This is a genomic window from Streptomyces sp. NPDC002467 (assembly GCF_042889825.1).
Taxonomy (GTDB): domain Bacteria; phylum Actinomycetota; class Actinomycetes; order Streptomycetales; family Streptomycetaceae; genus Streptomyces.
The window spans coordinates 149,694-163,139 of sequence record NZ_JBIARJ010000012.1 but is presented as its reverse complement, the minus strand read 5'-3'; the positions used below and the strand labels follow the sequence as shown (position 1 = coordinate 163,139).

Below are 13,446 nucleotides of genomic sequence, written 5' to 3'. Positions count from 1 at the left end.
CGAGGACCTCCCATGACCGAAGGCATCCTGCGCCAGATCCTCGACTACTCCAGCCGGTCCAACCCCTATCCCCTGTACGAGGAGCTCCGCGAGACCCCGGTGTTCCAAGACGGGGACGGACTGTACGTCATCAGCACGTACCACGAGATCAAGAGCCTGCTGCACGATCCTCGGATCAGCTCCGACTCGCGCAACCTGGCGGTCACCGGCGACCTGCTGGACGAGGGGACCGGCGAGGGCGACGCGACGGCGGCGGCCCTGCCCCCGTCCTTCCTGAAGCTGGACCCGCCCGACCACGACCGGCTGCGCCGGATGACGAACCGTCCCTTCGGTCCGCCGCACTCACCGCACCGGATCCACGACATGCGCGGCGAACTGGGCGACATCGTCACCGGCCTGATCGACTCCGTGGCCGAGAACGGCAACGCGGCACGGATCGACCTGGTGGAGGAGTTCTCGTACCCCTTCCCGGTCACCGTGATCTGCCGGCTGCTGGGGATCCCGCCCGAGGACGAGGCCCGCTTCCACGTCTGGGCCGACACGCTCGCCGCGAGTCTGGACCCCGATCCGGACGCCGACCCCGCCGAGCGCATCAAGAAGACGCAGGACACCCGCATGGAGCTCGGCATGTACCTGGCCGGGCTGATCGAGGAGCGGAAGAAGAACCCGGGTGACGACATGTTGTCCCAGCTGTCGACCGCGGACGGCCCGGACGGCGCCATGAGCACGATGGAAGTGCTCAGCACCTCGGCGCTGCTGCTGATCGCCGGCCACGAGACCACCGTCAACCTGATCACGAACGGCATGCTCACCCTCCTGCGGCATCCGGAGGTCCTGGACCGGCTGCGCGCCGAGCCGCAGCTGTCCGTCCCGATCGTGGAGGAGCTGCTGCGCTACGAGCCGCCGGTGCAGCTGCTGCCGCAGCGGACCCCGCTGGCCGACATCGAGATGCAGGGCGTGACCATCCCCAAGGGCTCCTCGCTCTGGCTGATCCTGGCCTCCGGCAACCGCGACCCCCGCCGGTTCAAGGACCCGGACCGCTTCGACCCGGACCGCCCGGACGTCCAGCACCTGGGCCTGGGCAGCGGCATCCACAGCTGCTTCGGTGCGCCGCTGGCCCGGCTGGAGGCGGCGCTGGCGCTCAGCGAACTGGCCCGCCGGCTGGAGAACCCGAGGCTGCTGGAGGACCCGCCGACGTACCGGCAGAACGCGGTCCTGCGCGGCCCGCGCCACCTGCCGATCGCCGTGGACGGCATCCGGGCGGCCTGAGGAAGACCCCGGCGGGCCCTACTTCCCGGGCCCGCCCCGGGCCGGGGTGGTCGGCAGGACGACCACCTCGGTCGGCGTGAACGTCACCGCGACCCGGTCGCCCACCGCGGGCGCCGCCGCCAGACCGCACTCCGCCTCCAGCACCGGCCCTGACTCGGGCCTCAGCCGCAGCGCGACGTGCGTGCCCCGGAAGGTCCGGGAGACCACCTCGCAGCCCAGACCGGCCGCGCACAGCACCACCCCGGCCGGGCGGATCAGCAGCCGGTGCTCCCCGTCCGGGGTGCCCGCCGGAACCGGGACCTTGCCCCACGGGGTGCCGGCCGCGCCGCCCGACACCGTGGCCGGAACCACGTTCTCGAAGCCGAGGAACCGCGCCACGAACTCCGACGCGGGCCGCTGCCACACCTCCAGCGGGGTCCCGGCCTGCGCGATCCGCCCCTCCCGCATCACCACCACCCGGTCGGCCAGGGCGAACGCCTCGCCCTGGTCGTGCGTGACGGCCAGTACGGTCGTCCCCAGCCGGGAGAACAGCCCCCGCAGCTCCACCACGAGCCGCTCGCGCAGCCCCCGGTCGAGCTGCCCCAGCGGTTCGTCCAGCATGAGCAGCCTCGGCGAGGGCGCCAGCGCCCGGGCCAGCGCGACGCGCTGCTGTTCGCCGCCCGACAGCGAGGCCACCGCCCGGCCCTGGGCCCCGGGGAGCCCGACCAGCTCCAGCAGCTCCGCGACCCGGGGCGCGTACGAGCCCCGTCCGTACGCGGAGCCCCTCATCCGCAGCCCGAACGCGACGTTCCCGCCGACGTCCCGGTGCGGGAAGAGCTGGTGGTCCTGGAACATCAGGCCCACGCCACGCCGGTGCACCGCCACCCCGGCCTGGTCCGCGCCTCCGAGCAGCACCCGGCCCTCGGACACCGGCTGGAGCCCGGCGACCACCCGCAGCAGGGTGGACTTCCCGCTTCCGCTCGGCCCCAGCACGCACACCGTCTCGTGCTCGGCGACCTTCAGATCGACGGCGTCCACGACCGCGCGCTCACCGAAGCGGACCGACACCCCTTCCAGCTGAAGCAGTGTCATCAGAACTCTCCGGAGGTCTTGTCGGGGCGCAGCCGCTCCAGCACCAGCAGGGAAACCGCGCACACCAGCATCAGGATCGTGCTCAGGGCCATCGCCTGCCCGTAGTTCAGTTCCCCCGCCCGGCCCAGCAGCCGCGCCACGGCCACCGGCAGCGTCGGGTGGTCCGGCCGCGCGATGAACACGGTCGCGCCGAACTCCCCCAGCGAGACCGCGAAGGCGAACCCGGCCGCGATCAGCAGCGCCCTGCGCACCAGCGGCAGGTCCACCTCCCGCCACGCCCGCAGGGGCGACGCGCCGAGCACCGCGGCCGCTTCCCGGAGCCGCCCGTCGACCGCGCGCAGCACGGGCAGCATGGTCCGTACGACGAAGGGCACGCCGACGAGGGCCTGCGCGAGCGGCACCAGGATCCAGGAGGTCCGCAGGTCCAGCGGCGGCTCGTCCAGGGTGATGAGGAAACCGAAGCCCACCGTCACGGCGGACACCCCGAGGGGCACCATCAGCAGCGCGTCGAAGCCGCGTACGAAGCGTCCCCCGCGCCGGGTCAGCGCCGCGGCCGCGAGCCCCCCGATGACGAGGGCGATGGCGGTGGCGGCGAGCGCGTACTGGAGGGAGTTCCAGACCGCCTCCAGCGGCGCGACCAGGAACGTCCCGCCGCCGGGGTTCCCGAGCGCGCGGTAGAAGCCGAACCCGTACCCGCCGGGAGCGTCGAAGGAGCGTTCCACCAGCACCGCGAGCGGCGCCACGATCAGCAACGCCACCGTCAGCAGCACCCCGCCGAGCAGGGACCGCTGCGCCCAGCCGCGCGGCCGGTGCGCGGTCCGGGCCGGATCGACGAGCCGCAGCGCGGTCTCCCGCTTGCGCACCGTCCAGGCGTGGATGCCGAGGATCGCGGCGAGCGCGGCGAACTGCACCATGGTCAGCACGGCGGCCGTGGACAGGTCCAGGAGCTGCGCGGTCTGCCGGTAGACCTCCACTTCCAGCGTGGAGTACGAGGGGCCGCCGAGGATCAGCACGACGCCGAAGGAGCTGAAGGTGAACAGGAACACCATCAGCGCGGCGGCGGCCACCGCGGGGGCCAGGGCGGGCAGCGTCACCCGCCGCCAGGCGGCGAAGCGCCCGGCGCCGAGCACCCTGGCGGCTTCCTCCTGCCTCGGGTCCAGCTGGGCCCAGAGCCCGCCGACGGTGCGTACGACGACGGCGTAGTTGAAGAAGACGTGCGCGAGGAGGATGGCCCAGACGGTGGTGTCGAGCCGGACCCCCACCAATTCGTCCAGCAGCCCGCCCCGGCCGACCAGTGCGAGGAAGGCGGTGCCGACGACCACGGTGGGCAGCACGAAGGGGATGGTCACCAGGGCCCGCAGCAGCTGCTTGCCGGGGAACTCGAAGCGCGCGAAGACGTAGGCCGCCGGGAGCGCGATCACCAGGGTGAGCGCGGTGGAGGCGAGGGCCTGCCACGTGGTGAACCAGAGCACGCCGGCGATGTCGGGCCGGGTGATCACCTCGGTGATCCGGCCGAACTGCCAGCCGGTGTCGGTCTTCAGGCCGCGCCCGAGGATCGCGGCGACGGGGTAGGCGAAGAACAGCCCGAAGAAGGCCAGGGGCACGATCATCAGCGCGAGCCGCACGGCCGTGGCCCGCCCGGACTCGCGCACGGGATGGCGTACGCCCCCCGCCGGGACCGGCGCGGCGCCCCCCGCCGCCGCGACCGCTCCCTCGGTACCGCTTACTTCACGACGAGCGCGGTCCATGCCGAGACCCACTGCTCACGGTTCTTGGCGATGGTCTCCGGGGCCACGTTCTCGGGCTTCTCGACCACCACGCCGTGCTTGGTGAACAGCTCCGGCAGGGAAGCGTCCTTCGTCACGGGGTTCACGAACATCTGGAGCGGCATGTCCTCCTGGAACTTCTTGCCGATCAGGAAGTCCACGAGCGCCTTGCCGCCCTCGGTGTTCTTCGCGCCCTTGAGCAGGCCCGCGAACTCGACCTGGCGGAAGCAGGTGCCGGTGGCGACGCCCGTCGGGGCCTCGGCCGGCTGCGGCTCCCCGTACAGCACCTCGACCGGCGGGCTGGAGGCGTAGGAGACGACCAGCGGGCGGTCGCCCTTGGCCTTCTTGCCGCCCGCGGAGCCGGAGAAGCGCTCGTTGTAGGCCTGCTCCCAGCCGTCGACGACCTCGACGCCGTTGGCCTTCAGCTTGCTCCAGTAGTCCTTCCAGCCGTCCTCGCCGTACTTGCCGACGGAGGCGAGCAGGAAGCCGAGGCCGGGCGACGAGGTCGCGGCGTTCTCGGTGACCAGCAGGTTCTTGTACTCCGGCTTGACCAGGTCGTCCAGGGTCTGCGGCGGGGCGATCTTCTTGTCGGCGAAGTAGGCCTTGTCGTAGTTGACGCAGATGTCGCCGGTGTCGATCGGGGTGACCCGGTGCTGCTTGTCGAGCACGTACTCGGGCTTCACGCCGGCCAGGCCCTTGGCCTCGTACGGGGTGAAGATGCCGTTGTCGAGGGCGCGCGAGAGCAGGGTGTTGTCCACGCCGAAGAAGACGTCGCCGCGCGGGGAGCCCTTGGTGAGGATCTCCTGGTTCAGCGCGGCGCCCGCGTCCCCGGACTTCAGCACCTTGACCGTGTAGCCGCTCTGCTGCTCGAACTCCTTGAGGACCGCCTCGGTCACGTTGAAGGAGTCGTGCGTGACGAGCGTGACGGTCTTGGACTTGGGGCTCTCGGTCCCGCCCGCGCTCTTGTCCTTGGCGTCGCCGCCGCCGCAGGCACTGAGCGTGGTGACGCCCAGCGCGGCCGCGAGCGCGACGCCCGCGATCTTCTTGGTGGTGCTCACTGGTGATTCCTCCTGGGATGTCCAGGAGAAGACGCGGCCCTGCCCGGCGCTCTGTGGGAGCGGACGCCGGGCAGGGCGCAACAGCTTGAGTGGTGACCGAACTTCCTACCCCGAATGACCGGGGCGAGGTTCAGAGGGTCTGCGGATGACGGATACCGCACTCTCAGCGCTGTGGCGCTCCCCTGTCGGAATATGAAATTGGTTCGGCCACAGGGTACCCCGTGGCCGAACATGATCGATCAGGACCGGAATCTAGCGCTCCGAGGCGGCGAGCTGCCCACACGCGCCGTCGATCTCCTGGCCGCGGGTGTCCCGTACGGTCACCGGCACGCCGTGGCGGGCGATCGCGTCGACGAAGGCCCTCTCGTCCTCGGGCCGCGAGGCGGTCCACTTGGAGCCGGGCGTCGGGTTCAGCGGGATCAGGTTGACGTGGACGCGCTTGCCCTTGAGCAGCCGGCCCAGGAGGTCACCGCGCCAGGCCTGGTCGTTGATGTCGCGGATCAGCGCGTACTCGATCGAGATGCGACGGCCGGACTTCTCGGCGTACTCCCAGGCGGCGTCGAGGACCTCGCGGACCTTCCAGCGGGTGTTCACCGGGACCAGCGTGTCGCGCAGCTCGTCGTCGGGCGCGTGCAGCGAGACGGCGAGGCGGCACTTGAAGCCCTCGTCGGCGAAGCGCAGCATGGCCGGGACCAGGCCGACGGTGGAGACGGTGATCCCGCGCTGGGACAGGCCCAGGCCGTCGGGCTCGGGGTCGGTGAGCCGGCGGATGGCACCGACGACGCGCTTGTAGTTCGCGAGGGGCTCGCCCATGCCCATGAAGACGATGTTGGACAGTCGGGCGGGGCCGCCCGGGACCTCGCCGTCGCGCAGGGCGCGCATGCCGTCGACGATCTGGTGCACGATCTCGGCGGTGGACAGGTTGCGGTCCAGACCGGCCTGGCCGGTGGCGCAGAACGGGCAGTTCATGCCGCAGCCGGCCTGCGACGAGATGCACATGGTGACCCGGTCGGGGTAGCGCATCAGCACGGACTCGACGAGCGTGCCGTCGTGCAGCTTCCACAGGGTCTTGCGGGTGGTGTCGTCGTCGCAGGAGATGTGGCGGACGACGTTCATCAGCTCGGGCAGCAGCTCCTGCTGGAGCTTCTCGCGCGACGCGGCCGGGATGTCGGTCCACTCGGCCGGGTCGTGCGCGTACCGGGCGAAGTAGTGCTGGGAGAGCTGCTTGGCCCGGAAGGGCTTCTCGCCGATCGCGGCGACCGCCTCGCGGCGCTCCTCCGGCGTGAGGTCGGCGAGGTGCCGGGGAGGCTTCTTCGCTCCGCGCGGTGCGACGAAGGTGAGCTCTCCCGGAACAGGGCGGGCCATGGCAGGTACTCCTTGTAAGACGAAAGGCGCGCCGCAGAAGCAGCGCGCCTTTCTAGAGTAACCGCCCGGCGTCCTACGACGCCTTTTCCCAGGTCAGCCCGTACCCACGAAGGCCGCCAGCAGCAGCCACACCACCGGGGCGGTGGGCAGCAGCGAGTCGAGGCGGTCCATGATCCCGCCGTGCCCCGGGAGCAGGGTGCCCATGTCCTTGATGCCGAGGTCCCGCTTGATCATCGACTCGCCGAGGTCGCCCAGCGTGGCGCTGACCGCGACCGCGAGCCCCAGCAGCAGGCCCTGCCACCAGGCACCGCCGTCGATCAGGAACTCCATGCACAGGGCGCCCGCCGCCATGGCGAAGGCCACGGCTCCGAAGAGCCCCTCGCGGGTCTTGCCGGGGCTGATGCGCGGCGCGAGCTTCGTCTTGCCGAAGCGCCAGCCCACCGCGTAGGCCCCGGTGTCGCTGACCACGGTCAGCACGAGGAAGGTCACCACGCGCTGCGGACCGTCGTCGGCGGTGAGCAGCATCGTGACGAAGGTGGCGAGGAACGGTACGTAGAACGCCGCGAAGACTCCCGCGGTGACGTCCTTGAGGTAGTCCTCGGGCGGCTCGGTCATCCGCCACACCAGCACCGCGAGGGCGGTCAGGGCCATCGCGACCCAGGCTCCCTCGGCGCCGCGGACGTACCCGGCGATGACCATGGCCGCGCCGCCCACCGCGAGCGGGACGAGAGGGGCCTTGATGCCCTTCTTCTCCTGCAGCCGGGAGGTGAGCTCCCACAGACCCACGACGACCGCGACGACGACGACGCCGACGAAGACCGCCTTGACGATGAAGAGCGAAGCGAAGATCACCGCGCCGAGGCCGACGCCGACCCCTATGGCGGCGCGCAGGTCCCGCCCCGCACGCTTCTTCTGCGGCGGGGGCGGGGGGTCCTGCGGTGCCTGCGAAGGCGGGGGCGGGGGGCTGGGCATGGGCTCCTGCGGCGGCGTCTCGTCGCGGAAGAGGGGGCCGCCGTCCGGGGCGGCCCCCCGATCGCGTGCTTCCCGGTCGTCGAAGTCACGGCCGGCGGCATCGGGCACGATGGGCATGGGCCGAGTGTGCGGGCCCACCAGCGCATCGTATGCGGGACCCGCCGGAACCGGCTCCGGCTGCCAGGAAGAGTCGTTCATCAGACTTCGAGCAGCTCGGATTCCTTGTGCTTCAGGAGCTCGTCCACCTGCGCGACGTACTTCGCGGTGGTGTCGTCGAGCTCCTTCTCCGCGCGGCGCACCTCGTCCTCGCCGGCTTCCTTGTCCTTGACGAGCTTGTCAAGGGCGTCCTTCGCCTTGCGGCGGACGGCGCGGATCGAGACCTTGGAGTCCTCGGCCTTGGTACGCGCGACCTTGATGTACTCCTTGCGGCGGTCCTGCGTCAGCTCGGGGAAGGTCACCCGGATGATGCTGCCGTCGTTGCTCGGGTTGACACCGAGGTCGGAGTCGCGGATGGCCTGCTCGATGTTGCGCAGCGCGCTCTTGTCGAACGGGGTCACGATCGCCATGCGCGGCTCGGGCACCGAGAAGGAGGCGAGCTGGTTGATGGGCGTGATGGCGCCGTAGTAGTCCGCCACGATCTTGTTGAACATCGCCGGGTGCGCACGGCCGGTGCGAATCGCGGCGAAGTCTTCCTTGGCGACGACGACGGCCTTTTCCATCTTCTCCTCGGCCTCGAGGAGGATCTCTTCGGTCACCACGTGCTCCTGCATGTCTTGAATGGATGGTTCAGGCGGGCGGGACGGGCAGGACCCGGCTGGGCCCGGCCCGGCGACGGACAGCTCAGGCCCGGGTTCCCTCGTCGCTGACAAGCGTGCCGATCTTCTCACCCTTGACGGCGCGCGCGATATTGCCCTCGGCGAGGAGCTCGAAGACGAGGATCGGCAGCTGGTTGTCGCGGCACAGCGTGATCGCCGTGGCGTCGGCGACCTTGAGGTCGCGCGAGAGGACCTCGCCGTACTCCAGAGCGTCGAACTTCACCGCGTCCGGGTTCTTCTTGGGGTCGGAGTCGTAGACCCCGTCGACGCCGTTCTTGCCCATGAGCAGGGCCTCGGCGTCGATCTCCAGGGCGCGCTGGGCGGCCGTGGTGTCGGTGGAGAAGTACGGCATGCCCATGCCGGCGCCGAAGATCACGACGCGGCCCTTCTCCAGGTGGCGCACGGCGCGCAGCGGGATGTACGGCTCCGCGACCTGGCCCATGGTGATGGCGGTCTGCACGCGGGAGTCGATGCCTTCCTTCTCCAGGAAGTCCTGGAGGGCGAGGCAGTTCATGACCGTGCCGAGCATGCCCATGTAGTCGGACCGTGCCCGGTCCATGCCGCGCTGCTGGAGTTCGGCGCCTCGGAAGAAGTTGCCGCCGCCGATCACGACGGCGATCTCCGCGCCGTCGCGGACCACCGCGGCGATCTCACGGGCGATGGCGTGGACGACGTCGGGGTCGACGCCGAGTCCTCCGCCACCGGAGAAGGCTTCGCCCGACAGCTTCAGCATGAAGCGGCGGCCCTTCTTCGCCTGGTCGCTCTTGTCGTCGGATGCGGTGTGGGGGTCCACGCCCTGATTCATGGAGATCTCCTCGTGCACATACGAAGAAGGCCATTGCCGGTGGGTCCTTGCGGTTCCCTCTACGGCAATGGCCTCCTCGTCAGATCTGCGGTCGTCCTGCGCGAACGCGGACGACTGCCTCAGACCCTACCGGGGTCCGGTGTCCGTCGCGTACGGACGGACTCAGATGCCGACCTTGATGCGGGTGAAGCGCTTCAGGGTGACACCGGCCTCGTCCAGAACCTTCTGCACGGACTTCTTGTTGTCCAGGGCGTAGGCCTGGCCGAGCAGCGTGGCGTCCTTGAAGAAGCCGTTGACGCGACCCTCGACGATCTTCGCGATGGCAGCCTCGGGCTTGCCCTCCGCGCGGGTGACCTCTTCGGCGATGCGACGCTCGGACTCGACCTTGTCGGCCGGGACGTCCTCGGCGGACAGCCACTGCGGGGCGAACGCGGCGATGTGCTGCGCGACGCCGCGGGCGACCTCGGCGTTCTCCTTGTCGAGCTCGACCAGGACGCCGATCTGGAACGGCAGGTCGGGCATCGTGCGGTGCATGTACGAGGTCACGTAACCGCCGGTGAACTGCGCGAAGCGGTCCAGGACGATCTTCTCGCCGAGGTTGGCGTTGGCCTCGTCGACGAAAGCGGTGACGGTCTTGCCGGGCTCGATCTCGGACGCGAGCAGCGCCTCGATGTCGGCCGGGGAGGTGGCGGCGACGTGCGCGGCCAGCTGGTTGGCGACGGCCAGGAACTTCTCGCCCTTGGCGACGAAGTCGGTCTCGCACTTCAGCTCGACGATGACACCGGAGGTGTTGTCGTCGGCGATGAGGGAGACGACGGCACCGTTCTCGGCAGAACGGCCCTCGCGCTTGGCGACGCCCTTCTGGCCCTTGATGCGGAGGGCTTCCTGGGCCTTGTCGACGTCACCGTCGGCGTCCACGAGCGCGTTCTTGCAGTCCAGCATGCCGGCGCCGGTGAGCTCGCGGAGCTTCTTGACGTCAGCGGCGGTGTAGTTCGCCATGAGTCTGTGATTCTCTCTCGAAGTCGTAGATCTACGGGTGAACGGCGGAGGCGCCGCGCTTGTGGCGCGGCTCCCCCGCCGTCATCGTCCGTGCTGCGAGTGCCCGGCGAGTGAACGCCGGGCTCTCTCAGAGGGTCAGGCCTGCTCGGCGTCGGCGGCCGGGGCCTCGACAGCGGCCTCGGCGGCCGGAGCGGCCTCGGCCGGAGCGGCCTCGGCGGCCGGAGCCTCGTCAGCCTTCTTGTCGCCCTCGAGCAGGTCGCGCTCCCACTCGGCGAGCGGCTCGGCGGCGGCCTTCTCGCCCGGCTTCGAGTCGCCGGTCGCGGCGCCGGAGCGGGCGATGAGGCCCTCGGCGACGGCGTCGGCGATCACGCGGGTGAGCAGGGTGACGGAGCGGATCGCGTCGTCGTTGCCCGGGATCTTGTAGTCGACCTCGTCGGGGTCGCAGTTGGTGTCGAGGATCGCGACGACCGGGATGTGGAGCTTGCGCGCCTCACCGACGGCGATGTGCTCCTTCTTGGTGTCGACGATCCAGACGGCGCTGGGGACCTTCGACATCTCGCGGATACCACCGAGGGTCTTCTCCAGCTTGGCCTTCTCGCGGGAGAGGACCAGGAGCTCCTTCTTGGTGAGACCCGAGGCGGCGACGTCCTCGAAGTCGATCGCCTCAAGCTCCTTCAGACGCTGGAGGCGCTTGTAGACGGTGGAGAAGTTGGTGAGCATGCCACCGAGCCAACGCTGGTTGACGTACGGCATGCCAACGCGCGTCGCCTGCTCGGCGATGGCCTCCTGGGCCTGCTTCTTGGTACCGACGAACATGATGGAGCCACCGTGCGCGACGGTCTCCTTCACGAACTCGTAGGCGCGGTCGATGTACGACAGCGACTGCAGCAGGTCGATGATGTAGATGCCGTTGCGCTCCGTGAAGATGAAGCGCTTCATCTTCGGGTTCCAACGACGGGTCTGGTGACCGAAGTGGACGCCGCTCTCCAGCAGCTCCCGCATCGTGACGACGGCCATGGCCATCTCCTTGGTTTCTCGGTTTGGTTCCTGACGCCCCACCGCGCCCTGCCCCATGAAGGGACCGAGAGACGCTGCCACCCGACCGGAACCGGTCGGTGCTGGGGCGTGCGAAGTCGACCCGGTGACCCGGATCGCCACAAGAAGTGTACGGGACCCGGCGGTATGCCGGGTGACGCCGTTGTCCACACCGCCCGGACCGTCCACAGGCCGGCGCGTGCTCCCGGCGACCGCGGGACGCTTCCGGACATGACGACACTGCTGATCAGCCTGCTCCTGGCCATGGCCCAGGCCGCCGTTCCCGGGGTCCGTCCGCTGCTCGGGCCACTGTCGGTGGTCCGCTGGTGGGACCCGCCGCCGTCGCCGTACGCGGCCGGGCACCGGGGCGTGGACCTGGCGGCCGACGTGGGTGCGGAGGTACGGGCGCCGGCTGCGGGCCGGGTGCACTTCGCCGGCCCGGTCGGGGGCCGCGGGGTCCTCTCGCTGGCCCTCCCGAACGGCTTGCGCACCACTTACGAACCGGTCCGCGCGCTGGTCTCCGAAGGCGAGGCGGTCACCGCCGGCCAGGTGGTCGCGGTCCTCACGGAGGGCTCCCACTGCCCGACCCCCTGCCTCCACTGGGGCCTCCTGAGGGGCGAGGAATACCTCAACCCCCTCACCCTCCTCCCCCGCCCCACACCCCGCCTGCTGCCGATAGGCGCCGGCCCCGCCGGGCAAACACCCAGTCCCGCCGGCGTTTGAGGCGCGGGGTCCGGGGCGGAGCCCCGCGGGCCTCAGCCCCGGACGCCCCGCAGGGCCATGGCCACGGCCGTCTCCGTCACGACCTCGGGATCCTCCGCGGCCCCCAGCTCGATCCTCCGCACAGCCGCGTCCACCACACCCTGCAACAGCATCGCCGCGAGTTTCGGCTCACGCTGCCCCAGGGCGGCCAACGCCTCGACGATCATCGCGACGAGCCCCCCATGGGCCGCGCGGATCTTCTCTCGCGCCCCGGCGTCCAGCTCGCTCGCGGAGATGGCCACCACGGCCCGGTGCCGCCGGTCCCCCACCAGCCCCAGCTGGCTCCGGACATAGGCCTCGATCTTCGCCTCCGGCGCCTCCGCGGCCTCCATCGCCGATTCGATCTCGGCGGCCCACACGGGGAAGTCCACCGCGCACAACTCTTCGACCACGGCCGCGCGGGAGCGGAAGTACTCGTACACGGACGACCGGGCCAGCCCGGTCCGCTCCGCCAGGGCGGGGAAGGTCAGCGCCTCCGTACCGCCTTCGGACAGCAGGGTTCGCGCGGCGTCCAGAAGGGCGCCGCGCTGCATCGACCGGTGCTCGGCCACGGAGGCCGCTCGAATCCTGGGCACACGTCCACTCTACGGAGGTACCGCAAGCTCAACGCCCCACGTCCGCCAACTTTGCACGGAGTTGCAGCACCGACTTGGTGTGGATCTGGCTGACCCGGCTCTCGGTGACGCCCAGTACGTTGCCGATCTCGGCCAGCGTGAGCCCCTCGTAGTAGTAGAGGGTCACCACGGTCTTCTCGCGCTCGGGCAGGGTGTTGATGGCGCGCGCCAGCAGGCGCCTGAGTTCGCGGTCCTCCGCCACCTCCACCGGGTTGTCCGCGGCGGTGTCCTCGAGGGTGTCCATGAGCGAGAGCCGGTCGCCGCCCTCGCCGCCCACGTGCAGGAGTTCCTCCAGGGCGACCACGTTCGCCAGCGACAACTGGCTGAACACGGCGTGGAGGTCCTCCACCCCGATCCCCATCTCCCCCGCGACCTCGCTCTCCGTGGGAGTGCGCCGCAGCTGCGCTTCCAGCGTGGCGTAGGCGCGCTCCACGGCCCGCGCCTTCTGCCGCACCGAGCGCGGGATCCAGTCCAGCGCCCGCAGCTCGTCGATCATCGCGCCGCGGATGCGCGTGATCGCGTAGGTCTCGAACTTGATCGACCGCTCGATGTCGAACTTCTCGATGGCGTCGATCAGCCCGAAGACCCCGGAGGAGACGAAGTCGGCCTGTTCCACATTGGGCGGAAGACCCACGCTCACCCGGCCGGCGACGTACTTGACCAGCGGGGAGTAGTGGAGGATCAGCTGCTCCCGCAGCCGCTCGTCACCCGAGGCCTTGTACGAGCGCCACAGCACCTCCAGGGACGAGGGCGCGGTGGACCGCTCGCTGCCGCGGGCAGCGGGGGGCACCGCAGCGCGGTCGGACCCTGAGGTGTGCTGGGGCATGCTTCGCCTTTGCCGGAGCGGGATTCCTTGGGAGCGTAGCGTGACGGAAGTGTCGCGGTGCGCGAAGAGTACGGGATCGGGCGGGGGCG

General features: G+C 70.5%; 13 protein-coding genes and 1 riboswitch. Of the genes, 2 read left to right on the top strand and 11 right to left on the bottom strand.

Features of this window, described 5'->3' with window-relative positions; all coding sequences use genetic code 11:
* Positions 1-12 precede the first annotated feature (12 nt).
* Positions 13-1,269: a cytochrome P450 gene (locus tag ACFYYJ_RS24810; protein ID WP_385124374.1), complete on the top strand. Its 1,257-nt coding sequence runs from the start codon at positions 13-15 to the stop codon at positions 1,267-1,269.
* A gap of 18 nt (positions 1,270-1,287) precedes the next feature.
* Here ACFYYJ_RS24810 and ACFYYJ_RS24805 read toward each other — a convergent pair whose 3' ends face one another.
* The 9 genes from ACFYYJ_RS24805 to rpsB form a co-directional block, all read right to left on the bottom strand.
* Complete coding sequence (locus tag ACFYYJ_RS24805) at positions 1,288-2,340, bottom strand: ABC transporter ATP-binding protein (RefSeq protein WP_389135514.1); 1,053 nt, start codon at positions 2,338-2,340, stop codon at positions 1,288-1,290.
* Entirely contained in the window at positions 2,340-3,950 is a 1,611-nt protein-coding gene (locus ACFYYJ_RS24800) for an ABC transporter permease (protein ID WP_385124415.1), read from the bottom strand. The genes ACFYYJ_RS24805 and ACFYYJ_RS24800 overlap by 1 nt, the downstream gene beginning before the upstream one ends.
* 113 nt (positions 3,951-4,063) lie before the next feature.
* A complete protein-coding gene (locus ACFYYJ_RS24795; RefSeq protein WP_389135510.1) occupies positions 4,064-5,164 on the bottom strand; it encodes a thiamine ABC transporter substrate binding subunit in 1,101 nt (366 codons plus the stop codon).
* Positions 5,165-5,248: 84 nt separating this feature from the next.
* A riboswitch (TPP riboswitch) is annotated at positions 5,249-5,358 on the bottom strand.
* Between the two features lie 58 nt (positions 5,359-5,416).
* Positions 5,417-6,529, bottom strand: a complete 1,113-nt coding sequence (gene rlmN, locus ACFYYJ_RS24790; protein ID WP_385124379.1) for a 23S rRNA (adenine(2503)-C(2))-methyltransferase RlmN — start codon at positions 6,527-6,529, stop codon at positions 5,417-5,419.
* A 93-nt stretch (positions 6,530-6,622) separates the two neighbouring features.
* Positions 6,623-7,699, bottom strand: coding sequence for a phosphatidate cytidylyltransferase (locus ACFYYJ_RS24785; protein ID WP_385124380.1), 1,077 nt, complete (start codon positions 7,697-7,699; stop codon positions 6,623-6,625).
* Positions 7,699-8,256 (bottom strand): ribosome recycling factor, encoded by a 558-nt coding sequence (frr, locus tag ACFYYJ_RS24780; protein WP_384745243.1) that lies wholly within the window; start codon positions 8,254-8,256, stop codon positions 7,699-7,701. The genes ACFYYJ_RS24785 and frr overlap by 1 nt, the downstream gene beginning before the upstream one ends.
* Positions 8,257-8,341: 85 nt before the next feature.
* On the bottom strand, positions 8,342-9,121 hold the full coding sequence (gene pyrH / locus ACFYYJ_RS24775) for a UMP kinase (protein WP_385124381.1): 780 nt from the start codon (positions 9,119-9,121) through the stop codon (positions 8,342-8,344).
* Between the two features lie 162 nt (positions 9,122-9,283).
* Complete coding sequence (gene tsf, locus ACFYYJ_RS24770; RefSeq protein ID WP_385124382.1) at positions 9,284-10,120, bottom strand: translation elongation factor Ts; 837 nt, start codon at positions 10,118-10,120, stop codon at positions 9,284-9,286.
* A 135-nt stretch (positions 10,121-10,255) separates the two neighbouring features.
* Complete coding sequence (gene rpsB / locus ACFYYJ_RS24765; protein ID WP_385124384.1) at positions 10,256-11,137, bottom strand: 30S ribosomal protein S2; 882 nt, start codon at positions 11,135-11,137, stop codon at positions 10,256-10,258.
* A gap of 249 nt (positions 11,138-11,386) precedes the next feature.
* Between rpsB and ACFYYJ_RS24760 the strand changes: the two genes are divergently transcribed.
* Positions 11,387-11,878, top strand: coding sequence for a M23 family metallopeptidase (locus ACFYYJ_RS24760; RefSeq protein ID WP_389135504.1), 492 nt, complete (start codon positions 11,387-11,389; stop codon positions 11,876-11,878).
* Positions 11,879-11,910: 32 nt separating this feature from the next.
* On the opposite strand, the gene ACFYYJ_RS24755 is transcribed toward ACFYYJ_RS24760, so the two are convergent.
* Both ACFYYJ_RS24755 and whiG read right to left on the bottom strand, forming a co-directional pair.
* Positions 11,911-12,450, bottom strand: coding sequence for a helix-turn-helix domain-containing protein (locus ACFYYJ_RS24755; RefSeq protein ID WP_385358629.1), 540 nt, complete (start codon positions 12,448-12,450; stop codon positions 11,911-11,913).
* A 70-nt stretch (positions 12,451-12,520) separates the two neighbouring features.
* Positions 12,521-13,357, bottom strand: coding sequence for an RNA polymerase sigma factor WhiG (whiG, locus tag ACFYYJ_RS24750; RefSeq protein WP_384580059.1), 837 nt, complete (start codon positions 13,355-13,357; stop codon positions 12,521-12,523).
* Positions 13,358-13,446: the final 89 nt, after the last annotated feature.